Origin of the sequence: Vibrio plantisponsor (genome assembly GCF_013041605.1) — a bacterium.
In the GTDB taxonomy this organism is placed as follows: Bacteria; Pseudomonadota; Gammaproteobacteria; order Enterobacterales; family Vibrionaceae; genus Vibrio; species Vibrio plantisponsor.
This window is the reverse complement of sequence record NZ_JABEQC010000013.1, coordinates 99,772-123,770: the sequence shown is the minus strand read 5'-3', so window position 1 is coordinate 123,770 and position 23,999 is coordinate 99,772. Positions and strand designations below refer to the sequence as shown.

The following is a 23,999-nucleotide window of genomic DNA, read 5'->3' as shown; positions in this document are numbered from 1 at the left end:
CAACCGGTTACGATTGCAACTTTACCCTTCACATCAAATGAATCAAGAATCATTACTTTTTCCTCAACGTATTCAAATTAAAGATGAACAGGAACGCCCTGAACACTACACACAGCAATATTAACAAAAAAAAATCTAACCAACAAATTAAAATGAAATATCGTTTCAATAAAATTAAATAAAACAATCAAACAAATTGAGTGATATAAAAACTAAAGTTTCTACAACTCAAAGTTATAAAGATGACTGGTTTAGAAGTTTGAGAGTTCTAAATCAATGTTCACTTTCTGGGATAGTTATCTATCCAGTGGCTCCAATCTTGGAATAAGCATTAAGTTTGAAAACTGTGATGCTTAGGTTGCCGAACTTAGTCCATGGCATGCATGCTTAAGTAGAACAATTGATAAGTGGTAACTATGGAAACCAAATCGAGATTTTGAGACGCAGCTACAACGGAGAGTTTGATAACTGCGCCACTATACTCTTTTGTAGAAATGTAACCCCGCATACTAAAACAACGGATTATTACAGATACGAACTAGTTCAATAGCGAACGTAGTTTCTGTACTTGCTCATCCATTGACTCTTCGCTAGTAGAATTAACATCACTGGCATTTTTAAGTTCACTGACATCTTCCTTCACGATTTTGCCGTTTTGGTCAACAGTATGGCCGTCAACAAAAAACTGGTTGTTAACCAAAGTATCTCCGTTTACAACATCACTATATTTGCTTTCAACAAAAAAACGGTATGAGCGGTTATCTTCAAAATGCCCCTGTTTAACTTGACCAGCGTATGGGCTCTTACGGAATAAGAAATTGAAACGCTTGTTATCGATAGAAACGTTATTTTCTAGTACAAGAGAACCAGGGTTAAAGTTGTCAGTGAAGCCATCCATGTTGTTTTGGAAAGCTAGGCTGTTTTTCACTACGTGGGCAACAGGTAAACCTTCACCACCTAATTTAAAACCATTACCTCTGCTTCCGCCTTTACCTGCAACCGTTAGCGTTTGACCATTTCGGTATGAAACAGAATCAATGATCGTCACAGCGCCATTGGCACCATCTTCTACTTTGTTGAATAAATCCCAACCATCATCAATGTTGTGGTGAGACACACAGCGGATGAAGGTGTTTCCGTCACCAATTCGCATTTTGGCAGCAAAGCCATCTGCGTTGATTTGAGATTTATCCATGTTGTTGTAACTTTCGCTGTCACTCACAGTGTTATGACTTGCCCATAAAGCTCGTCCCAATTTGTCTGGTGATGTAATCTGGAAGCCCGTATCTGGAGCGCTGTGTGTGACAATGTAATCGAAGTTGTTATGGCTACCCCAAACAATGTAACGTGCACCTGAGACTTCAATATCTGAAACGTTCCAGTAACTTGCATTGTGTTGAATGTCACCAAGGAAGCGAACGTGTTCGCCTTTCGCCAAAAGCGTTTTTGGCAAGTCAGCAGTACCGCTTGCTGAAACTGGAATAGTGATGCCTTGGTAGTCGCCGTCTTCTAGGGTGATAATACCGCCAGGAGCAACGAGTTCGATGGCTGTTGCAAGATCTAAGTGACCATTGCTACCGTCTGGATTTACAGAAATATTCATTGGATCCGCTAAGTTGACCTTTTCAACTTTCTGTTGATAAGTTTTAGGTGTTAGATCCGGGCCTCCTGTTGGTGTATATGTAACAGTAAATGCAGTGCTAGGAGAGGTGAGTATTGCATCAAAGCGGAAGAAATCACCTGCTGGAATATCTTGCTTTTCTACAACCACTTTACCTTGTTGGCTAACACTGAAAGTACCAGAGTAGTTTGCTCGTGATTGCAGACTGTAGTTTTCAATTGCACTTTTGTCAGGCGATGCCTGTTGTAAGACAACATCCGTCAATTTCGCTGAATATTTTGGTGTATCAACGGTATGCGCATCGCTAAGTTCAATCTGAACGTCACTGACTGAAATCTTTGCGTTACGGGATGCAAAGAAACCGACATATTGGTTGTCGGGGTCTTGCATCTCTACGATATTAGCGTTAGCTCCCTCAACTTCATGGGTTTCACTGATGCTTCCATTATCATAAGTGACAAAATAACCAGTATCTGTTCGAGTTAGAGACATTTTGAATGGTTTACCATCGGTGAAAGGCACATCTTTTATAAACTCGTCACGTGCCATCTTGTTGCCGCCAGTTCCCCATGGTTGGTAGATACCTTCACGATAGTTCGCATTGATATTAATTAAACCGTTATTCTCTTTTTTGCTCGCTCTTAAAAGGTTCATCACCATATTGGATGCCGCAGGAAATTCTTCTAAACCTTCAGGCTGAGGATCTAAACGTGGCTGACCAATAATGTCACGAACCATTATTCCTGCACCTTCCTGACGGTTAGGTGTAGAGCCTGTTTCTGGGCCCAATTGCTCTAAAACAACCGAAGCGGATAGGGTGAAGTTTTTGTTGGTAGGAAGTTTAGTGTAGTAGAAAGTGACGCCTTCATGGGAATTGGCCAGTTTACCGCCGCGGCTTTCAATAGTGAAAGTTTCTGCAAGTTTTCCTGCTTTGACCGGCTTTCCATTTACCAATACTTCATTTGTACCTATTTTTTCTGGAAGGATTGTCGAGCCAAAGTTTAAGTCGGTAGATTGTCCGAAAGTGATGGCCTGCCACGTCAAGTTTTCTGGTGTTACCTCTGTTTGTACCGCAGTGCATGCACTAAGCGCAAATGCACTACTAAGCGCGAGCGCAATTCTCGATAGTTTCATAGTTCACCTTAATTAAGCATTAAAAAAGGCTGACCTAGTGGATGTTAAGTCAGCCTTGAAAAGACAGTTAGGATTTACTTTTAGATTGAATTAGAAGTTGTACTTCAGGCCAATACGGTAACGTGGACGGTAATCACCTTTTTCTGTATCAGTGCTGTATTTCTTCGTCGGTTCGAAACCTAGTTCAGCAAATGGACGCCAGCCACTTTCAAAACCTTTGTATTCGCCTGTGAAGTTCACTTCGTTAACGCCAGCTTTGTTACCTTTCCAAGTGTCTTGTCCTTCTTGTCTCCAGCGGTAATCTAGAGAAGCACCAAAGCCCCAATCTTCAACACCAGAATAACTAGCAGCAAACGTACCTTGGTTGTAGTGTTCACTACTTTCCTTGTTTGCTTGAGTTGTATAGTTGTAACGCTGACGGTACGAAACTGAAAGGTCGTTGTTAACTTTGTAACCTAGTGTCAAGTTGAACTGATTGCTCATCTTGTCGCTGCTGTTCATTTCAATTTTGTATTGAGGAGTTAGCGTGAATGAGTCATTCAATTTGTAGCGGTAGCTTACGTTTGCTTGGTGACCATTTTGAGTAAATTCATCAAATGCATCATCATTTCCAGTAGTGTTTGATTTGTATTTTGCTTCAATTTCAAAACCTACACCGTTTGCGAAACGATGGCTAACAGCAATACGGTCACCATGATATGCATCATTATCACCAAATTCAGATTTATATTCATGACGTAAGTTGATTGTTGCAGCTTGTGCAGCAGTAGCTGTAATAGCGAGTGCGATAGCAGAGATAAGTACTTTTTTCATTTTAAAACACCGTTTTTGTAATTATGGTTCGGTGTTTAATTTATATAAAAATATTTAGTTTAAAAATGTTTGATTGCGGAAATGTGATCATTGAAACAATGTTTTATGTTTGGTGTGTATTTAAAAGTGATCAACTTAGCATAATTTTTTAGTATTTAACTCTGAACGGGTGGGTAGCGGTGAGTCACTTTTATTATGAGGGTTAATGAGTTGTCGTGATCGATAGGTATTTATTATTTTTTACATATAAACCATATAGTTAAGTTGTTTTTGCTTTTGGTGTTCTCCTTGGCTAGGTGATCATTAATTTTCATTTATGTTGGTAATATGTTGTGATTTTTATAGGGAATAGAGTGAGTAAATAGGTCTAAGGCTATGTAAACAACAAAGTAGACTCCTTGGGTTACTTAAAGAAAGGGTGATTGTTTAGCTATTTAATGTGTAAAAGAACATTAATATTATAGGGATGGCGAGTGACTATACATTGCATCGCTTAGGAAATGATTTGATCAAATTTTTAAAGGGTAGAAGGTTTCTTTTGCAATGATTCTCTTTGTTAATATACGATTTCTTTAAGAAAACAAGTTGTTTTTGTTTGAATTTTTTCATGAAAAATTAATAAATTAAGTAATAAAATCTGCGTCACTCACTACCCGACCAATACATCCTTTCTAGCCTATCGAGAGATAAATAATTAATGCTCGGGTTTCTAATGCTTTAGTTTATATTCACTCAAAATATATTTTTAAACGCGAAAAATATATTTTTTGATAAAGATCAAATAATTTATTTTTAGTGTGTGTACAGAGATTGTGTGTCAGAGAGCACTCTCTATGTAGTATGTGTTTCTATTTTTTATTAAATATATGATTAATAATAAGAAAACTTCTAAATTTGACTGAAGAATCCCAACTGAAAACCCGCTGAACTTAAATCGATTCATTTTTTGAGAACGCTTAATCTATAAAACAGGAACTATGTTTCATTTTTTTATTTTTTATATTTAAAAATAATATCCAAGATCACAAATTGTAAATTTCCGCATGGTAAACGTTATAAAATCACGTTTAATGGCTAGCAGAAGTCGATGGGGGTCTTAGGAGTGAACTTATCTAACCCATGGGCAGTTAAACTTAACGAGGACGAGAAAATGTATGAAAATCGTAAGCTAGGATTAGCGTACTTATCTCCCTACATCATAGGGTTGATAATGTTTACCGCTTTTCCGTTTGTTTCATCATTCGTGATGAGCTTTACCGATTATGATCTGATGACTTCACCTGAATTCATCGGTATTGAAAACTATCGGTACATGCTCACTGAAGATGATATCTTTTGGAAGTCAATGAGCGTCACATTCTTGTACGTTTTCTTGACCATCCCGGTAAAACTAGCGTTCGCACTAGGGATTGCTTTTATCCTTAACTTTAAGTTAAGAGGTATTGGCTTCTTCCGTACTGCTTACTATATCCCTTCAATTCTGGGTAGTAGTATTGCAATCGCGGTACTTTGGCGTGCTCTATTTGCTATCGATGGTGTTCTTAATGGTGCCTTAGGCTTTATTGGTATTGACCCAATTAACTGGCTAGGTGAACCAGCTTTCGCGCTATTCTCAATCACACTATTGCGTGCGTGGCAGTTTGGTTCTGCGATGGTTATTTTCTTAGCAGCACTACAGAACGTTCCTCAATCGCAGTATGAAGCTGCGATGATCGACGGTGCAAGCAAATGGCAAATGTTCTTGAAAGTAACTGTGCCACTAATTACACCGGTTATCTTCTTCAACTTCATCATGCAAACAACTCAAGCATTCCAAGAGTTTACAGCGCCATACGTTATCACTGGCGGCGGTCCAATGAAGTCAACTTACCTGATCTCTCTATACATCTATGAGACAGCGTTTAAGTTCTTTGATATGGGATACGGTTCTGCATTGGCATGGGCACTATTCATCGTAGTAGCAATCTTCACGTCAATCACATTCCGTTCGTCGAAGTACTGGGTATTCTACTCAGGTGATAAAGGAGGCAAATCATAATGTCTACTTCAATTGCTAACGCAGCATCAGCTGCAAATGAAGAAAACGAACGTACGATTCGTCGTGAAAAAATCAATGCGGCTATTCGATACACAGTTCTTATTATCGTTGGTTTCTTAATGCTTTACCCACTATTGTGGATGTTTACAGCGGCAATGAAGCCAAACCATGAAATCTTCTCTTCTATGAGCTTGATCCCAAGTGAGTGGAGTTTAGAAGGCTTCATCAACGGTTGGAAAACCGGTACAGAATTTACATTTGGTCACTACATCCTGAATACATTCTTCTATGTATTGCCAAAAGTATTCTTTACTGTTGTTTCTTCAACAATCGTAGCTTACGCGTTTGCGCGTTTTGAAATCCCATGGAAGAAATTCTGGTTTGCTACGCTAATTGCCAGCATCCTGCTTCCACAATCTGTACTACTTATTCCGCAATACATCATGTTCCGCGAAATGGGTTTACTTGATAGCTATCTACCTCTGTACTTGCCACTGGCATTTGCAACACAAGGTTTCTTCGTATTCATGCTGGTTCAGTTCCTACGTGGCGTACCAACAGACATGGAAGAAGCAGCAATGATTGATGGGTGTAACTCGTTCCAAGTGCTTTGGCACGTAGTGGTTCCAGTTATCCGCCCAGCAATCATCTCTGTTGCACTGTTCCAGTTCATGTGGTCAGTAAACGATTTCTTAGGCCCACTTATCTACGTATCAAGTGTAGAGAAGTACCCAATTGCACTTGCTCTGAAAATGTCTATCGACGTTACAGAAGGCGCGAAGTGGAATGAAATCCTAGCAATGGCATCTATCGCTATCATCCCGTCAATCGTCGTGTTCTTCATGTCTCAGAAATACTTTATTGAAGGCGCAGCTAGCAGCGGTATTAAAGGTTAATTTTTTGGAGTAAGTAAAATGGCTGAAGTTAAATTTAATAAACTAGAGAAAGTTTATTCAAACGGTTTCAAAGCAGTACACGGTATCGACCTAACAATTAAAGATGGTGAGTTCCTAGTAATCGTAGGTCCATCAGGTTGTGCAAAATCAACGACGCTACGCATGCTAGCGGGTCTAGAAACAATCAGCGGTGGTGAAATCACTATCGGCGGTACAGTAGTAAACAACCTAGCACCAAAAGATCGCGGTATTGCGATGGTGTTCCAGAACTACGCTCTATACCCACACATGACTGTAGAAGAGAACCTAGGTTTTGGTTTGAAACTACAGAAGTTACCAAAAGAAGAAATTGAGGCTCGCGTTAAAGAAGCAGCTGAAATTCTTGAAATTGAAGAGCTACTAGACCGCCTACCACGCCAGTTATCTGGTGGTCAGGCTCAGCGTGTAGCGGTAGGTCGTGCAATCGTTAAGAAACCGGAAGTGTTCCTATTCGATGAACCACTATCAAACCTAGATGCAAAACTACGAGCTTCGATGCGTGTTCGTATCTCTGACTTACACCGTCACCTGAAAGAAGCGGGTAACCCTGCTACTGCGGTATACGTTACTCACGACCAAACAGAAGCGATGACCATGGGCGACCGTATCTGTGTAATGAAACTTGGCGAAATCATGCAAGTTGATACTCCAACTGAATTGTACAACAGCCCTGTAAACATGTTCGTAGCAGGTTTCATCGGTGCTCCGGAAATGAATTTACACGAAGTAGTAATCGCGGATGAAGACGGTGAAATGTATGTAGCATTTGGTGATCAACGTCTGCGTTTGCCAAAGGTTAAAGCCGAAGCTGTTCGAGCACATGGCTACGACAAAACTGTGTTTGGTATTCGTCCAGACAATATCACGTTGTCACTAGTTGAAGACGAAAATGTTCAAACTATGGTTGGTGATGTTGTTCGTATGGAAAACATGGGACACGAAGTATTCGTTTACTTCCGTGTTGGCGACAAAGAGCTGACAGCACGTGTTCCAGTTGATGATGTACGTGAAAAACTAGGTATGCAATTACAGAAGAATGTGAAGTTTGCCGTTGAAATGAGCAAGGTACACATTTTCGATAAGAAAACTGAGAAAAACATTTCTCTAATAAAATAAAACTGGAGATATATCCATGAATCAAAAGGTATTGACTACACTTATCGCTGCTGCAATCGGTGCAACTTCTGCTTCAGCATTTGCTGACGTAGAGCTACGTATGTCTTGGTGGGGTGGTAACTCACGTCACCAAGCTACACTGAATGCAATTCAAAAGTTTGAAGAGCAAAATCCTGGTATTAAAGTTAAAGCTGAATACACAGGCTGGGATGGACACTTGTCTCGTTTGACTACTCAGGTTGCAGGTAATACTGAACCTGATGTAATGCAAACTAACTGGAACTGGTTACCTATCTTTTCTAAGAATGGTGATGGTTTCTACGACATGAACAAGCAGAAAGACATTCTGCATGTAGGTAGCTTCCCTCAAAATGCTATCGATATGACAACTGTCGAAGGTAAGATCAACGGTCTTCCTGTATCTATGACTTCACGTGTTTTCTACTACAACACACCAATTTGGCAGAAGGCAGGTGTTGAGTTCCCAACCGATTGGGATCAACTAATGGCTGCAGGTAAAGCATTCGAGAAGAATCTTGGTGCAGACTACTACCCACTCGTTATTGAAGCGCGTGACGTGTTCGCTATGAACCGTTCTTACATGCTTCAAACTACTGGTAAAGATATCATTGATGCACAGAAGACAACTCTCGCTTACTCTCAAGAAGAGATGGAGAAATTCTTCCAACTATATGTAGACCAAGTTAATAACCACGTATTCCCATCAACGAAAGAGTTTTCTTCTTACGGTAAGGGTAACCTATACGAAATGCGTCCATGGATTGATGGCCGTTTCGGTGGTGTCTATATGTGGGATACCGCAATTGCTAAGTACACAGCTAACCTAGCACCTGGTCTTCACATGGATTTAGGCCCATACCCAATGGCTCCAGGAGCTACTGACTCTGGTCTATTAGCTCGTCCATCAATGATGTTCTCGATTGGACGTAACTCTAAGCACCCTGAAGAGGCGGCTAAGCTAGTTACATTCCTCTTGAATGATCCAATTGGTGTTAAAGCTCTTGGTCTAGCTCGTGGTATTCCTATGAGCAAAGAAGGGCTACAAACTTTGCACGAAGCAGGTGAGATAGATCCAGAAAGCTTGAGCTACCAAGGCTACCTACAAGCTCAAGGTCTACCAAAACAAGTTCTTCCAACGACATTCACTGACAACGCTCAGTTGATGGAGCTATTCGGCGAGTCAATGGAGAAACTAGATTATGGTCAAACTGACGTGAAAGGTGCTGCTCAAGATTTCCTACGTCGTGGTAACCGTATTCTAAAACGCATCGCTAATTAATAGTCATGTGTTGTTCTAGTCTCCCTTAGGGGAGGCTATATACCCAAGTGACTTATGTTACTTGGGTATAGTTGTTTATACCAAAAAGAAAAATTTTGCTTCAACTAAGAGTTTTTCTTCTTGTTATCAACGCCTTCTTATTATTGGAGAAAGTATTATGTCTGATTCTCGTGTTTCTCTGCTTCCTATTGTTAAGCGCTTCTACCAGCAATCGTTAGATTTAGGCAAAGCTTCACATAGCCCACTGATGGCTGATGGCATTGATGTGAAAACCTTAAAACCAGTCAAGTGGATCTATCCTGACGGGGTTGAGGTACCAATGAGCAACTTTGCTAGCCAGCAAAATCTCATGCGTGGGTATTTAGCGCTTAGTATGCTAACAGGTAACAATTTGTACCTACATGAAGCTCAGAATATTACGGAATATTTTCTAGAGAACTATGCTGATAAAGCCAGTGGTTTATTACAGTGGGGCGGCCATCGATTTGTAAACCTAGAAACTGGTGATATTGAAGGCCCAGCAAGTAAAGAGTGTGTGCACGAACTTAAGCACCATTTTCCGTTTTATGATTTGTTGTTCCAAATGCAACCAGAGACAACAGAAAACTTCTTAAAAGGTTTTTGGGCTGCACACGTTACAGACTGGGAGAAACTCGATTTGACCCGTCATGGCGAATATGGCAAAGAATTCCCAGCAGACCTATTTAAAATACATCAACCGAAAGAAGTGGTCGATCCTGCGAAGTGGCCTGAACTGCCAGAAACTGTCGGTTTAACCTTCGTTAATGCATCTACTGATTTGATTTATGCAGCTTGTCATTACTATCGTTACACAGGTGATGCAAATGCGCTGAAATGGGCGAAACACTTATATCGTCAGTTTGTGGCTGCGCGTCACCCAGAAACACGTATGCCTGTTTATCAGTTCTCTTCCCCTAAGCAGCGTGAACCTGTTCCGGAAGATGACCGTCTGACTTATTCTTGGTTTGGTGACCGAGCAAAGCGTCAGTTTGGCCCTGAATTTGGCGATATTGCTCGCGAAGCAAATGTACTGTTCCGCGACTGTTGGGCAGTTGTTGTCGACAACCCATTAGCTATGTTGTCTTGTGTACAAAATATTAATGAAGAAGAGTGGCTTAATTGGGTAATTGAAGGGATTGTAGGGTACTTCTCTCATGCCTGGGATGAAGAAAGCAACGAAGTTCTTCCAATGTGGACGGACGGCACGGATTTAACAGGGTACACATTCAAACGTCACGGTTACTATGGTGAAAAAGGTACAACCTTAGCTCGTCGTCCAGCGGATCCCGCATACTTGCTGACTTTAGTTCGTGCTGCTCGTGCTAGTTCAAATGAACAAGTTAACGTGTTGACGGCGAAGATGTTTGAGCGTTTTAACTTAGGTTCGCTTGATGCTGAAACTTTGGTTCCAGTGGCGGTCGCTGAGAAGTCAAACCTAGCATCAACTTACTTGCTATTTGCGCTCCTAGAACTGCATCAACATAGTGAAGACAAACGCTTATTGGTTCTGGCTGATAGTGTTGCTCAAAACTTGCTTAAGAAGCATTACCACGAAAATAGTGGCCTATTTGTTGAAGATCTTACTCAGCAATACGCTCGCTTGGATGACCCAATTGCTTATGCACTATTGGCTTTGGAAGCGGCGTATGCTGGCGTGTATGATGAGATTCCACAGATGATTTCAACAGGTGGATATTTGCACGGTGATCGTAATGTAAACGGTGAAATTAAAGTGGTGTATGACCGCGATGTAATATATGGTCAGCCTCATAATGAAATGGCTATGGTTGCGCGTTAAGTAGGAGTCGCCATGTCAAACTCTTCTTCGGAACCTGGACCCATAAGGAATAAGCCTCGTGGGCCGTTGTTTCCAAAATTATCTTTAAAAGTTCGCTATCGTCATAAAGTTTTATTAAGACGCCATGTTTGGCCATTTACTTGGCCAATCATCTTAGAGCTCTCTTGCGTCGTGCTGATGGGAATCATCAGTACGGTACTTGTTGCTCGCCTTGGTGCAGACAAAACTGCAGCAGTGGGTTTTACGGATGGTATAACGTGGATCATTATTTCAGTAATGACTGCTGTCGCGCTCGGTGGTTCTGTTGTTGTCGCTCAGTCATTTGGGCGAGGGGATAGGACTTCCGCATTGTCTGCTGCAGGGCAGGTGATGGTACTGGGAATGTCCGTAGCCCTTGCATCCATGTTATCAATCTTCCTGTTTTCAGATTCCATGCTCTATATCGTTGCGTATGGTGCAGAAGATGAGGTTATTGCGCTTAGTGACAAGTATTTAAATCTGGTTGCTTTAAGTTATCCAGCCTTGGCGATAACTCTCGTGGGTAGCGGTATATTACGCGCAGTCGGTAACTCTCGATTACCCGCTATGTCGAATATTGCTATGAACGTGTTAAACATACTTTTTAGCTATCCGTTGATATATGGATCACACGGTTTGTTTGGCATCGAATGGCAAGGCTTTGGAATGCTAGGTGCCGCTTTCGGTATTACCCTAGCTCGTTGGGCGGGCGCAGTAATAATCTTAGTCTGCTTAACTCGCAACAGTACGTTTATCGTCACTCTTCGCCAGTATTTTACTGGGTTTGATAAGAAAATCCTTTTCGACATTTTGGGTGTTGGTGTTCCCGCCAGTGTTGAATCCCTCATGTTTAATTTGGGTAAGCTTATAACTCAAATCATGGTTGCAGGCCTTGGCACTGTGGCAATGGCTGGTAATGTTATTACCTTCTCATTGTTGTTACTGCTTAACATTCCGGGTAATGCGTTAGCAATGACATCAACGGTATTGGTAGGGAAAAGGCTGGGACAAAACAAACCTAAAGTTGCCTTTCAGGAAATGCAGCTTATTTTCTGGACGGCGACGATAGTACTATGTCTGTTCTCCGCTGTGTTCGTTCCGTTGTCTCCTTATATGGCAGCTTGGTATACAGATGAAGCCGAAGTTGTTGAAGTAATACTCAATCTGGTATTTATCAACGCGATAATGATGCCCGTTTGGGCTGCTTCTTGGGTATTACCTGCTGCATTTAAAGGTGCAAAAGACGCCAAGTTTACCATGTATATATCTATTGCCAGTATGTGGGGAGGACGTATTGTTCTTGGCTACATTTTTGGAATTTACTTAGAGTTTGGCATTTATGGTATCTGGGCTGGTATGTTTGCCGACTGGTGGATTCGTGGCTCAATCTTCTATTTGAGGATGATGAGGCTCGGATGGCTTAAGAGTTACCTAAAAGTGAAAGCCGCTTCTGCATCAACGAAATAAACCAAAATGGCTCCTGAAAACTAGAAACATCAGGGGCCATTTTGTTGTTAGTAATTTGATGTTTGAATATGGCTAGCACCTTAAAACATGGCCAATCCAGTTGTGAAATAGAGTTGGCCACTGGTGGGCAGGCATATCTTTTACTTTTTCAATTCCGAACCCATGCCCCCCTTCGTTGAACAAATGCATTTCTACAGGGACTTTATGTTCCCTTAAGGCTTGCCAAAGCAGTAGGCTATTTTCTACTGGCACCGAATCATCATCGTTAGCGTGTACAAGAAAACAAGCAGGCATGTCACTATGCACGCATTTTTCAATAGAGTAGCGATTGAGTTCTTCTTCGGTCTTGTGTGCACCCAACAGCTCATAAGCAGAGCCTTTATGTCCGAATTCGTCGTTCATCGTGACAACAGGGTACATCAGTCCGCAAAAGTCTGGCTTAGCGGATAGGGCATCAATTCCATCAACATTTTCTTGTAATTGGGTAGCAAAACGAGTCGCTAATTGACCTGCTAGGTGACCGCCAGCGGAAAAACCAAGAACACCAACAGAGCGAAGCTGCCACTTATCTAAATTTGCACGTACCCAACGGATAGCGCGCTGTGCATCTGCTAAAGAAGTTTCAGAACCTAAGTTATGACCTTCACCCGGCATGCGATAAGTAGATACGAAAACAGTAAAACCCAGCGCAGTTAGAGAGTTACCAACATCTCTGCCTTCGTTATCAATAGAGATTCTCTGATAACTCCCTCCTGGTAGAACAACAATACCGATACCGTTTGATTGCTGAGGCGTATAAACCATTAGCTCTGGGCATGAGACACCCGATATAAGTCGGTTAGAAGTGAGATCGTTTAGGTCACGATGCTGGACTATTGCAGTGACATTCTCACTAATTTGAGTGGACGGCCACAGGGGAAAAACTTCAGAGGTTTCGTTTAGTTGTAACAGAGATTCGAAGTGGGAGTGATATTCCATGTTAGCCTCAGCAAAATTTCAGATAAAAAAAAGCCAGTCTACTAGACTGGCAAGGAGATCCATAGGTCCCTGTATGTCGGGAATATGAAGATAGTTGTTATAAGAAATTGATAAATTAAGCGATGAAGTCTTTACGCATTGGCGTGAAGTTATCGAGTAAAACGCCTTTTTCTAAACATACACAGCCATGCATGACGTTTGGCTCTTTGTACAGTGCGTCACCAGCTTTTACGATTTTCTTCTCATCGCCGATAGTGAATTCGAATTCGCCAGAAAGAACGTAAGTTAACTGCTCGTGTGGGTGGTTGTGTAGAGTACCAACAGCACCTTTTTCGAAGTAAACTTCAACGCTCATGATGTTTTCGCTGTATGCGAGAATTTTGCGAGAAATGCCATTACCTAAATCTTCGAGTTTCACGTCTTTGTTGTATACGAACATAGCTTGCCCTTACTTAAATTGCTTCTGATGGAATCACAGTGTTCTTTTTATCGCCAGCAAAGCGATATTTCGACACACGCTCGCTCGAGTCGAAAGTTGGTCTCTATCTAGGCGAGTCATTTGGTTCACATCACTTAAACCAATAATGCCAAATTGGAATTTAATGCTAGGCCTTTCACTAGCATCAGAATGTCCTATTGGCTGTATAATACAAAAAATACACCCACACATCAATAAAATCAAAACGATATTTCATTAATGTGATATGAACATTGATCCTTTAAAAAATACTAATAAAATTAAGTGGATAGAATTTAACGCAACAGTTTTCTTTGAAAACATATTGTTGTAGGTGATTGTTAAACCAATAGCCAAGGGACACAAAGGTTGAATGAACATTGATACATTTTAGTGGCAAAGTAGAAGTGGGTTACTATACAATCATCACAATAAATAAAACGTTGTTTTAATATTGTGATTTGTGGTTGAGCAAGCTGAAATGCTTCCTGTGATAATTGTGCGGACGCGACAACAGATTTGTTTAGTTCATAGTTAATGGTAAAGATAGGTGAATATGGGTACTTCAATTACTCCGAACATTCAAAGCTTTTTGGTCAAGATAGACCCTTTTGACCGGTTACCATCCTCTGTTGTTGAGACAATCGCAAACTCCATCAAAATTAAGTACTTGGTTGAAGGAGAAGTAATTGGTTTCAGTGCTTTGTGTGAGCAACGTTATCTCTACATTATTAGAACAGGCGCAATCGAACAAAGAACACCACTAGGCGAGCTACGAGCGCGTTTGGGTGAAGAAGACCAGTTTGGTTTCACATTCCTTCAACCACTAGCGCACTCTGAAGACGGCTATCAAGCAGAAGCCATTGAAGATTCATTGCTCTATCTTATTCCGCACAAAGTTCTGAAAGATGTGTGTGAAAGCCACCCTGAATTTGAAGATTATTTTGCAGCTAAAGCTAATATTCGGTTGAGCTCAGCAATTAATCAGGTAGCTCGCAAAGAGGATAAGGGACTATTTTTCAGAACAGTTGGCGAAATTGCCAGTGAAAACATCTCTATCGTTGATGTCGATGATTCAATAAAAGATGTTGCCCGCGAGATGTGTGGTAGGCAGCGTAGCTCATGTGCTGTTGTGATGAAAAACAACGAAATAGCGGGTTTGGTGACTGACCGAGATATGACTCGTTCGGTCGTCGCGGCCGGTATTGATACTGGCATGCCTATATCAATGGTGATGACCCCTAATCCTGTGCTGGTTGAAAGCAGCTCAAAAGTGATTGAAGCCATCTCATTGATGCTGCAATACAACATACGTTGTCTACCAGTAGTGAATGATAGGAAGGTAGTGGGATTACTTACGACAACGCATCTTGTCCATAACCACCGAACGCAATCACTATTTCTGATTCAGAAGATTAAATACACGAGCTCTATTAGCGCCCTAGCGGCTTTGAAAGAAGAACGTGAAACCATTTTCCAAGCATTAGTTGAGAGTGGTGTGAGTGCTGAGATCCAAGGTCGTGTGATGTCGACGATTATGGATGCATTCACTCGTAGAATTATACAATTAAGTGAAGACCTGCTTGGTCCTCCGCCATGTGATTATGCTTGGATAGTGGCGGGCTCACATGCTCGTAATGAAGTACATATGCTTTCAGATCAAGACAGCGCTTTGGTTCTCTCTGACGATGTGAGCGATGAACAAAAAGCGTATTTTATGCATTTAGCGATGAAGGTTTGTAATGGTCTGGCTGCGTGTGGATATCCACTTTGCGATGGTAAATACATGGCAGCAACGCCTAAGTGGTGTCAACCAATCTCGGTTTGGAAAGACTACTACAGCAAGTGGGTTTCAAGTCCAGAATACAGCAAGCTACTGAGCATTAGTGTGTTTCTAGAAGTTCGTTCTATATATGGCAATCGAGATTATGTAGAACAAATTCAACGGCATCTGCACGACTGCATTCAAAAGAGCGGAAGGTTCATTCCAGCTTTAGTGCGTGATGCAATTGAAACTCAGCCACCTTTGAGTATTTTTAATAGTTTAGTTTTGGAAAAAGGTGGTGAAAACACAAACACCCTGAATATTAAAAAATATGCGCTCAACCTGATTATCGATTTAGCTCGAATTTTCAGCTTATCTGCTGGTGGTTCATTGACAGGAACAGAAGAACGTTTTCGCTATGCTGCTGAACATGGAACCTTGTCTGAAGACAGTTGCCAGAACATTATTGGAGCATATAGATTCTTAATACAGGTGCGTTTTCGCCATCAGCTAAATGCAATTTTGTCTAATCGTGTACCCAACAACAATATTTCACCGGATGAGTTTAGCAGTTTTGAAAGAAAGCATTTAAAAGATGCGTTCAAAATTATCAGTGAATTACAGGATGTGGCTAAACTGAAGTTCCTAGTGGGGTAGTAGTATGATTCGTCGTATGTTTAAAGGGACTGAATGTCATTCGGCGGCAGAACAGTTAAGAAAAACAATAGAGTTTAATGATAAATGGCCGACGGCTGTAAAAGAGTATCTCTCACAGCCTTTAACGGATTTAAACACACCATTAGACAAGCTAGAGTATTTGGCGCTCGACTTCGAAACCTCAGGATTAAATGCTCACAAGGACAAGGTTCTATCGATTGGTATGGTTGAGTTCAACTTAGAGCAAATTGACCTTTTCAGTTCTGAGGAGTTGCTGATTAATAATGGTGAGTACGTAAACGCCGAATCTGCTGAAATTAATGGACTAACACCAAAAGCTTTGGCTGATGGTGTTTCTATCCAGCAGGGTATTGAGCGATTATTAGAACGGGCCAAAGGTAAAGTCATATTGGCCCACAGTTGCAATATTGAAAGAAGCTTTATTGAAACATTTTTGGGTCATCACTATCAGCTAAATGCGTTCCCTGCGCATTTCATAGATACCATTCATGTCGAAAAGCGTTTCAGCTACGCTGGTAAAACGGGTTCTCATAAAAGCTACCAGCTTAGTGACATGCGCAGCCATTACAAACTCCCAAATTACTTAGAGCACTCTGCGGCGAGCGATGCTTTAGCGTGTGCTGAACTATTCTTAGTACAGATCAAGAAACTCAAGTTGGAACATATTAAGGGAATGAACCTTAAGAAAATTCAGTCTTAGAGACAAAGTGTGAGAGGGCTTAAGCAACCGTTTCGAATCAGAAATGAACGTGTGATATTACCCAACTGTCTTTCTGTTAGGGATAGTGGTATTTAGCTGAATAGTCACGAGACGACGATCAGTATCTTTTAACTATGCTTATGTTGTTAAATATGCGGCTGCTGGTGAGAAAAGCCGAAGCCAGTCAGCATCGATGATCTGCGAACGAGTGCTTACATTTCCCTCAATTCATAAAGTCTGAAGATAGTTTAAGCAGAGATAACCCTTTTATTTTTTTGTGTGCAATGTCACGTTTTAGGTTGGCTTGTGTTATCTACATCACGCTTTACTGTTTTTTGAAGCGAACAAATAAACCGATAAGTTTAAAAGTGTTGTGAAATTATATTTAAATTAAATATTAGAAACTATTTGAATGGTCTATTTTGTGAAAGGATAATTATGAAACTTAAGAATGTGATTTTATCGGTCTCTATATTAATGGCTCTTGGAGTTAATGCCGCAGAGTTAAATATTAAAGTATCTCCTATAAGTTATGATTTGACTGCATTAGAAAAAAATAAAAATCATCTTGTGGATGTGAATTCTTCATATAAAAATTTGATATCTAAAGCAGATAAAGCGCTATCTAATACTATTGATCCGGTTGTAAATAAAACATTATTACCCGCAAGTGGTGATAAGCATGATTATTACAGTTTTGGTCCTTACTGGTGGCCGAATCCAGACACAAAAGATGGATTGCCGTATATAAGAAAAGACGGTCAATATAATATGGATACTAAAACGTCAGCAACTGATAAGCAGAGACTTATCTCATTTGCTAACGATGTGAAAATATTAGGTCTAGCGTATTACTTTACGGAAAATGAAGAATATGCAAATAAAGCGGTCGAACAACTGAAGGCTTGGCTTATTGATCCCGATACTCGCATGAATCCGAACATGAATTATGCTCAGGCAATCCCTGGCATTGTTGATGGTCGTGGCATCGGAATCATTGATAGCCGATTACTCATTGGTGTTGTTGACAGTGTTGAACTCATTAAACCGAGCTTATCGGAGCAAGATTACGCGCAAATCGTCTCTTGGTTTAAACAATTTAATGATTGGTTAATTAGCAGTAACAACGGGTTTGAGGAAGATAACTGGCATAACAACCACGGCACATGGTTTGATGCTCAAGTGGTTGCTTTTTCTATTTTCACTAAGCAACCAGATCTCGCGAAAAAGAGATTAAGAGTGACACAGATGCGCCGGATCGGTGGACATTTCAATACCGAAGGGCAACAACATGCTGAGCTTGAACGTACACAACCTTGGCATTACTCCAACTTCAATCTAGAAGCATATAATTTGCTGGGACATTATGGTGAACTAGTTGGTGTTGATGTTTGGAATTACGAAGTAGACAAACATAGTTTAAATAATGGATATAAATATATCGCCAAATATGTTGTTACCCCTACTGAATGGCCGTATAAAGAATTGAAAGGAATGAAAAAAGATATTGCTTACGAAAATATGTTATATGCAGAAAGAGCTTATGACGATGAGATCTTCGATAAAGCACTGTCTGAATTAAAGCAATCTAAAGAGAATGAAGAAAAAATAATTAATTTGCTATTTTAATTGGCTGCCCAGTGTTTATCATTCGGTTTTATATTGTACAAAGTGTTGCTAATGTCACATAAATAAACGACCTGTGTGATGATGGTCACATTGAATGAAAACTTGCCAATTATATCTTTAAATAAAATTAGAAAATTAACGGGTGAAAGAGTTCTATTTTATTTAATTACAGAAAAATTTATAAGCACATTTTTATTTCTAAGAATAAAACAAATTTTAATGGGAGTACAAAATGAATATAGACATACTTGTAGTATTCGTCTACTTCGTTTTTATGGTAGCAATAGGCGTTATATTTAAAAGATTTGCTGGACGTTCAACGAGCGACTATTTTCGGGGCGGCGGTAAAATGTTGTGGTGGATGGTTGGCTCTACAGCGTTTATGACACAGTTCAGTGCGTGGACTTTTACGGGAGCCGCTGGTAAGGCATTTACTGATGGCTTCCCAATCATGGTTGTTTTTATGGCTAACGCGTTTGGCTTTTTACTGTCATGGTTGTTTTTCTCGTACCGTTTTCGCCAGATGCGTACGATTACTCCAATTGAGGGGGTTCGCCGCCGCTTTGGTGCCACCAATGAACAAGTATTTACTTGGGCAACAATGCCAACGAGCATTGTCTACACGGGTATCTGGTTAAACGGTCTGGCATTGTTTGTAAGTGCCGTTTTTAAAGTCGATATTGGTACAACAATTGTAATTACAGGTGCCGCTGTTCTCTTTATTTCATTGATTGGCGGTGCGTGGGGCGTGGTAGCTTCGGACTTCGTGCAAATGGTGGTTATTATGTCTGTAACTGTCGTATGTGCTGTCGCTGCAATTGTAAAAGTGGGTGGTCCGAGTAACTTGATAGAACAGTTCCCTGTTGATTCTATTATGGGACCAAACATGAACTACCCATTGCTGTTTATCAGTTGGTTTATATTCATGTTTGTCAAGCAGTTACAGAATATCAATAACATGAATGACTCATATCGCTTCTTAACTGCTAAAGACTCAGAGAATGCGCGTAAAGCAGCGTTGTTAGCTTTTGTTCTTATGCTAATAGGACCTGCTATTTGGTTCATGCCTCCATGGGCTACAGCTATTCTATATCCTGACGCGGCAATGGCTCACTCTGCTGAATTAGGTAAAAAAGCAGCAGATGCAGTTTATTTGGTGTTTGTTGAAAGAGTAATGCCAGCAGGTATGGTAGGCCTTTTAATGTCTGCTGTGTTTGCGGCGACAATGTCTTCTATGGATTCAGGCTTAAATAGAAATGCAGGTGTATTTGTACGCAACTTCTATTCTATTTTTGTAGACAAAAAAGCTTCCGACCAAAAACTATTGAAAGTTAGCCAAGTAGTAACGTTAGTATTTGGTGTGTTAATCATTATGGTTGCACTGTTTATTAACTCACTACGCGGTTTAAGTTTGTTTGATGCAATGATGTACGTGAGTACTCTTCTTCAAATGCCAATTTTGGTACCGTTGTTCTTTGGTGTTTTTATCCGTAAGACACCTGACTGGGCAGCGTGGGCGACGCTAGTTGTCGGCATGGTTGTTTCTTATGTTGTAAGCTTTGTTATTACTCCAGAAGTAATTGCAAACTGGCTTGGCTTAGAAAATGGCTTTACGGGGCGTGAAGCTGCTGACATGAGAGTAATGGCTGGCATCATCGGGCATTTATTCATTACTGGTGGTTTCTTCTGCTTAACAACGAAATTCTACAAAGAGCCTGCGAAGGAAAGAGCTGAAGAAATCAAAGCATTCTGGAATGACGTTGAGACTCCTGTCATTGAAGAAGCTGGTCAGGATGAGATGGATCGTCAACAACGTCATATGCTAGGTAAATTGATTTTAATCTTCGGTGCTGCGGTATCCGCAATGGTCTTAATTCCGAATCCGTTCTGGGGACGTATGGCATTTGTCTTCTGTGGTTTGGTCATTGTAACTGTTGGTGGCTTATTGCTTAAGAGTGCAAGGCCTACTGAAGAGATAGCACAATCGCGTCAAGTTAATAGTTAATCGTAATAAATGCAGAGCCTATTCAATTAGGCTCTGCTTAAGAATAGGTGAATTATGAACAAATCATATATTCATGATGATTTTCTATTAACTAACCCGTTAGCAGAAAAACTCTATCATCACGTCGCCAAATCTATTCCAATCGTTGATTTTCATAATCATCTAGACGCGCAGTTATTGTATGAAGACTGCAAAGTTAACAATCTTTATGAGTGTTGGTTGAAACATGACCATTATTACTGGCGTGCGATGAGGTCAAATGGAATAGAAGAAAGCTTTATTACTGGTAGTGCAAGTGACTATGAGAAGTTTATTAAGTGGTGCGAAACCATGCCCTACTTAGTCGGCAATCCATTACATCATTGGTCTCACTTAGAATTAAGTCGATTTTTTAATATTGATGAAATCGTAAGTGAAAAGACAGCACAAGACATTTGGTTTAAAAGTATTCAATACATTCAAGAAAATGACTTGCCGTATAGGAAAATCATAGAGCAACTCGACGTTAAAGTACTGTGCACAACAAATTCTCCATTTGAAGACCTAAAGTATCACGCACTTTTGGCAACGGAATACGATTCAGAAAAAATCAACGCGAAGGTTTTACCTACGTTTCGAGCTGATGAACTATTTGATTTTAATGACATTCAATCGTTTTGTCTGATGTTGTTGAATCTCAGCAAATTACAAAACAACTTAATCACAACATTGACTGAGTATATCGCTCTTGTTAAAGAACGAATGGTGTACTTCGATTCTCACGGTTGTCGTTTAGCTGATTTAGGACTAACAGAGGTTGACTTCGAGTTGCCGTTAAAACACGAAGCTGAAAATATTTTTTTGCAAGTGCTCACCGGTCATGAATTGAATAGTCAGCAAGTACGAAAATTAAAATGCTACTTTTTTGTTGAGTTTGGCAAGTTATGCCATCAACTGGATTGGACTCTTCAACTCCACATTGGTGTCACACCAAACATTAATGCTCGTAGAAAGATGGAAGTTGGGGCGGGTACGGGGTTCAGCGCAATGTCAGACCTTCCAAAAATAAAAAACTTAGGTCTGCTGCTTAATGAGTTAGACGTTAGTCATCAACTACCCAAAATGGTGCTGTTTAATCTTAACCCTAGTGAAAACTCTGCGCTAATCGCGTTGTGCGGTGCCTTTCAGGACAGTGATTCGGCTGGTGGAAAAGTCCAGTTTGGACCTGCTTGGTGGTTTAACGATCACAAACAAGGGATCGAACAGCAACTAACAACATTAAAAAATTTGGGGCTACTAGGGCGTTTTATTGGCATGACAACGGATTCAAGAAACATATTGTCTTTAAGCCGCCACGAATATTTTCGACGCATTTTTTGTAATCAGCTAAGCACTTGGGTTTTGCAAGGTGATATCCCCGACGATTGGGAGCTTCTTCAGTTTACCGTGCAAAACGTTTGTTATCGTAATGCTCAGCAGTTTTTTGAATTTTAGATTAGTAAGTTATTAATTATGTTGCAGTTTACATCCCAAGAAATAACACGAATTCGTGAGAAAGTTACCAATGAGCTGATTGAAAAGCTGATTGCAGATAATTTCGATGTTTTAAATAGTGAAACCCTCGTTCCGCCTGATGCTCGTGCGACTTGGAATCTGTATTACTTCTGCCCGGAACATGGCGTGCGGCTGAACTGGGATAGAAAAAGCCCAACGACACACGCTTGCCCGATTGATAATCAACAGTTTTGTGGTGAACCGTATGACGGAGCTTGGTGGCGATGGTTAAATACGCTGAACTCAAAAGCCTGTTATGAACTTGGGTTACTGTGGCAATTGACACAGGACCCTAAGTATTTAAGTAAAGTTAAAGATATTTTACTCCAATATGCTCAGTACTATCCTGACTATGAAGTTCATGGCGGTATTCCTTACAATGGACCAGGAAAAGCGAATGCTCAGACGCTTTGTGAAGCAAACTGTCATCTGGATTTCGCTCGCGGGTATGACTTTATCTCTGACGAGTTAAGTGATGCTGACAAACATTTCATAGAAGAACGTCTTCTTCGTGAGGGGGCTGTGTTCTTGATAGAGCACCGAACAGACCAGCTTCATAACCATGAAATGAAAATCAATGCGACCATCGGAATTATTGGGTTGTTACTCCAAGAGAAAGCGTATTTGGAATTTGCGTTGAACTCTAAGTACGGGTTGCACTACCAGCTAAACAAAGGTTGTTTAGGAGAAGGAATGTGGTTTGAAGGCTCCATTCATTATCATTACTATGCCTTACAAGCGTTATTGGCTTATGAGAAAGTCGCATGGAATACGGAGTATTCGGTTTCTAACAATCCGAACTTAAAAAGAATGCTTAAATTTCCGTTAAAACTCCTGATGACAGAAAAATATTTTCCTCGCCTGAATGATTGTATCGCCGGTCAGGAAGAATTATCCCATGTTCATATCTTCGAGTTTGCCAATAAGCTTTTTCCAAATGAGGTGTTTAATAAGGCGTTAAATACAATTTATCAGACAATGAGCCGTAATAACCTTGAAGCTCTGCTTTATGGTGACGACGCTTATGCTGCAACCGAGATGCTTTCATGCAGCTCGATACATGCGCCAGATGCTGGCTATACATTGGGATATGAGTCAGAGTCTAAGAACAGTTACTTATTGAAACACTCCCCATACGGTGGAGAGCATGACCATTATGATCGGTTGGGATTAATCATTGTTAGAAACGGGCAAGAGATACTTCCAGATCTTGGGACCACCGGATACGGTGCCTGCCTGCATAAACAGTATTACAAAACCAGCTCGACACATAATACATTGGTAGTGAATCAGTCGAATCAACCTCCGATTAACCCAATTGTGCATATGTATCTGGAACAGGATGGCTACCAGTTCGTAGATACTGAGGTTAACTGGGGAACTAAACTGGCAGAGGTGGATAGTCATACCATTGATGAGTGGGATACTGAAGCTTACACGAACGTAAGGTTTAGACGTTGTATTTTATGGCTTGGTGATGCACTTATTGAGTTAATTACGGTTCACAATCCTGACTCGCAACGGCTTGATTTAACTTATCATGCCCGCGGGCAACATCTGTTGAATCCTAGCTGGACGGCTGTTGAAAACACCTTGGATGGTCCTTTATCTATCATGAAAAACTGCCACGAGAGAAAGAGCATTTATGAACAATCTCTGGTTTACCGCATTGATGGGCAAAGTGATTATAAACAAACCGTAGTAACGGATAGTTGTTGCGATTTTCTGGTCGGTAATGCTCCGGATAACCCAGCTACCTCTGACCTCGCTTATCTGCTAGTCACGAGTCGATCGCCGGTATTAAATACGTTGGTTTTACATGATCTATCAGAGAGTGGGCACTATCAGATAAATGACACTCAATGGCAGGATAACAGTGTCACTTTTATGGTAACCAACAATGAAGAACAAGTGTTTTTTCAATATGATTTTTCTTCATGCTTGCTGATTAGAAACGTATTACATAGTTAAGTGGTTTGGCTTAGAGGTATTT

Annotated in this window: 16 protein-coding genes; 12 read left to right on the top strand and 4 right to left on the bottom strand. The window is 40.6% G+C overall.

Annotation, left to right across the window (positions count from 1 at the left end):
• Nucleotides 1-538: 538 nt before the first annotated feature.
• The gene (locus tag HKI82_RS17155; RefSeq protein ID WP_171138687.1) at nt 539-2,755 is read right to left on the bottom strand and encodes an Ig-like domain-containing protein; all 2,217 of its coding nucleotides are present in this window, start codon (nt 2,753-2,755) and stop codon (nt 539-541) included.
• A gap of 90 nt (nt 2,756-2,845) precedes the next feature.
• A complete protein-coding gene (locus HKI82_RS17150) occupies nt 2,846-3,568 on the bottom strand; it encodes an oligogalacturonate-specific porin KdgM family protein (protein ID WP_102942357.1) in 723 nt (240 codons plus the stop codon).
• A 1,150-nt stretch (nt 3,569-4,718) separates the two neighbouring features.
• Here HKI82_RS17150 and HKI82_RS17145 point away from each other — a divergent pair.
• The 6 genes from HKI82_RS17145 to HKI82_RS17120 all read left to right on the top strand — a co-directional run bounded on the left by HKI82_RS17145 (nt 4,719) and on the right by HKI82_RS17120 (nt 12,261).
• Nucleotides 4,719-5,606: a carbohydrate ABC transporter permease gene (locus HKI82_RS17145; protein ID WP_102942441.1), complete on the top strand. Its 888-nt coding sequence runs from the start codon at nt 4,719-4,721 to the stop codon at nt 5,604-5,606.
• Complete coding sequence (locus HKI82_RS17140) at nt 5,606-6,502, top strand: carbohydrate ABC transporter permease (protein ID WP_102942358.1); 897 nt, start codon at nt 5,606-5,608, stop codon at nt 6,500-6,502. Before HKI82_RS17145 ends, HKI82_RS17140 begins: the two co-directional genes overlap by 1 nt.
• Before the next feature lie 18 nt (nt 6,503-6,520).
• Nucleotides 6,521-7,657, top strand: coding sequence for an ABC transporter ATP-binding protein (locus tag HKI82_RS17135; RefSeq protein WP_042481087.1), 1,137 nt, complete (start codon nt 6,521-6,523; stop codon nt 7,655-7,657).
• Nucleotides 7,658-7,673: 16 nt separating this feature from the next.
• Complete coding sequence (locus HKI82_RS17130) at nt 7,674-8,957, top strand: ABC transporter substrate-binding protein (protein WP_171138686.1); 1,284 nt, start codon at nt 7,674-7,676, stop codon at nt 8,955-8,957.
• A gap of 157 nt (nt 8,958-9,114) precedes the next feature.
• Nucleotides 9,115-10,776 (top strand): pectate lyase, encoded by a 1,662-nt coding sequence (locus HKI82_RS17125; protein WP_171138685.1) that lies wholly within the window; start codon nt 9,115-9,117, stop codon nt 10,774-10,776.
• Between the two features lie 12 nt (nt 10,777-10,788).
• On the top strand, nt 10,789-12,261 hold the full coding sequence (locus HKI82_RS17120) for an EmmdR/YeeO family multidrug/toxin efflux MATE transporter (RefSeq protein WP_171138684.1): 1,473 nt from the start codon (nt 10,789-10,791) through the stop codon (nt 12,259-12,261).
• Between the two features lie 72 nt (nt 12,262-12,333).
• On the opposite strand, the gene HKI82_RS17115 is transcribed toward HKI82_RS17120, so the two are convergent.
• Entirely contained in the window at nt 12,334-13,239 is a 906-nt protein-coding gene (locus HKI82_RS17115; RefSeq protein WP_171138683.1) for an alpha/beta hydrolase, read from the bottom strand.
• Nucleotides 13,240-13,354: 115 nt separating this feature from the next.
• Nucleotides 13,355-13,678, bottom strand: coding sequence for a cupin domain-containing protein (locus HKI82_RS17110; protein WP_042481078.1), 324 nt, complete (start codon nt 13,676-13,678; stop codon nt 13,355-13,357).
• A 574-nt stretch (nt 13,679-14,252) separates the two neighbouring features.
• Between HKI82_RS17110 and HKI82_RS17105 the strand changes: the two genes are divergently transcribed.
• The 6 genes from HKI82_RS17105 to HKI82_RS17080 all read left to right on the top strand — a co-directional run bounded on the left by HKI82_RS17105 (nt 14,253) and on the right by HKI82_RS17080 (nt 23,977).
• The gene (locus tag HKI82_RS17105; protein ID WP_171138682.1) at nt 14,253-16,118 is read left to right on the top strand and encodes a DUF294 nucleotidyltransferase-like domain-containing protein; all 1,866 of its coding nucleotides are present in this window, start codon (nt 14,253-14,255) and stop codon (nt 16,116-16,118) included.
• 4 nt (nt 16,119-16,122) lie between these two features.
• The gene (locus HKI82_RS17100) at nt 16,123-16,839 is read left to right on the top strand and encodes an exonuclease domain-containing protein (RefSeq protein WP_171138681.1); all 717 of its coding nucleotides are present in this window, start codon (nt 16,123-16,125) and stop codon (nt 16,837-16,839) included.
• 438 nt (nt 16,840-17,277) lie between these two features.
• Nucleotides 17,278-18,468 carry an alginate lyase family protein gene (locus HKI82_RS17095; RefSeq protein ID WP_206361948.1) on the top strand — a complete coding sequence of 397 codons (1,191 nt, stop codon included), beginning with the start codon at nt 17,278-17,280 and terminating at the stop codon, nt 18,466-18,468.
• Between the two features lie 232 nt (nt 18,469-18,700).
• Nucleotides 18,701-20,473: a sodium:solute symporter family transporter gene (locus HKI82_RS17090; RefSeq protein ID WP_102942365.1), complete on the top strand. Its 1,773-nt coding sequence runs from the start codon at nt 18,701-18,703 to the stop codon at nt 20,471-20,473.
• A 54-nt stretch (nt 20,474-20,527) separates the two neighbouring features.
• A complete protein-coding gene (uxaC, locus tag HKI82_RS17085) occupies nt 20,528-21,946 on the top strand; it encodes a glucuronate isomerase (protein ID WP_171138680.1) in 1,419 nt (472 codons plus the stop codon).
• Nucleotides 21,947-21,964: 18 nt separating this feature from the next.
• Nucleotides 21,965-23,977: a heparinase II/III domain-containing protein gene (locus HKI82_RS17080; protein ID WP_171138679.1), complete on the top strand. Its 2,013-nt coding sequence runs from the start codon at nt 21,965-21,967 to the stop codon at nt 23,975-23,977.
• The last annotated feature ends 22 nt before the right edge of the window (nt 23,978-23,999 follow it).

Bases quoted from the DNA above. Each gene is read 5' to 3' on its own strand.
- HKI82_RS17145 (WP_102942441.1), top strand. From the start codon at position 4,719: ATGTATGAAAATCGTAAGCTAGGATTAGCGTACTTATCTCCCTACATC.
- HKI82_RS17155 (WP_171138687.1), bottom strand. From the start codon at position 2,755: ATGAAACTATCGAGAATTGCGCTCGCGCTTAGTAGTGCATTTGCGCTT.
- HKI82_RS17105 (WP_171138682.1), top strand. From the start codon at position 14,253: ATGGGTACTTCAATTACTCCGAACATTCAAAGCTTTTTGGTCAAGATA.
- HKI82_RS17135 (WP_042481087.1), top strand. From the start codon at position 6,521: ATGGCTGAAGTTAAATTTAATAAACTAGAGAAAGTTTATTCAAACGGT.
- HKI82_RS17095 (WP_206361948.1), top strand. From the start codon at position 17,278: ATGAAACTTAAGAATGTGATTTTATCGGTCTCTATATTAATGGCTCTT.
- HKI82_RS17130 (WP_171138686.1), top strand. From the start codon at position 7,674: ATGAATCAAAAGGTATTGACTACACTTATCGCTGCTGCAATCGGTGCA.
- HKI82_RS17150 (WP_102942357.1), bottom strand. From the start codon at position 3,568: ATGAAAAAAGTACTTATCTCTGCTATCGCACTCGCTATTACAGCTACT.
- HKI82_RS17125 (WP_171138685.1), top strand. From the start codon at position 9,115: ATGTCTGATTCTCGTGTTTCTCTGCTTCCTATTGTTAAGCGCTTCTAC.
- uxaC (WP_171138680.1), top strand. From the start codon at position 20,528: ATGAACAAATCATATATTCATGATGATTTTCTATTAACTAACCCGTTA.
- HKI82_RS17080 (WP_171138679.1), top strand. From the start codon at position 21,965: ATGTTGCAGTTTACATCCCAAGAAATAACACGAATTCGTGAGAAAGTT.
- HKI82_RS17140 (WP_102942358.1), top strand. From the start codon at position 5,606: ATGTCTACTTCAATTGCTAACGCAGCATCAGCTGCAAATGAAGAAAAC.
- HKI82_RS17090 (WP_102942365.1), top strand. From the start codon at position 18,701: ATGAATATAGACATACTTGTAGTATTCGTCTACTTCGTTTTTATGGTA.
- HKI82_RS17100 (WP_171138681.1), top strand. From the start codon at position 16,123: ATGATTCGTCGTATGTTTAAAGGGACTGAATGTCATTCGGCGGCAGAA.
- HKI82_RS17110 (WP_042481078.1), bottom strand. From the start codon at position 13,678: ATGTTCGTATACAACAAAGACGTGAAACTCGAAGATTTAGGTAATGGC.
- HKI82_RS17120 (WP_171138684.1), top strand. From the start codon at position 10,789: ATGTCAAACTCTTCTTCGGAACCTGGACCCATAAGGAATAAGCCTCGT.
- HKI82_RS17115 (WP_171138683.1), bottom strand. From the start codon at position 13,239: ATGGAATATCACTCCCACTTCGAATCTCTGTTACAACTAAACGAAACC.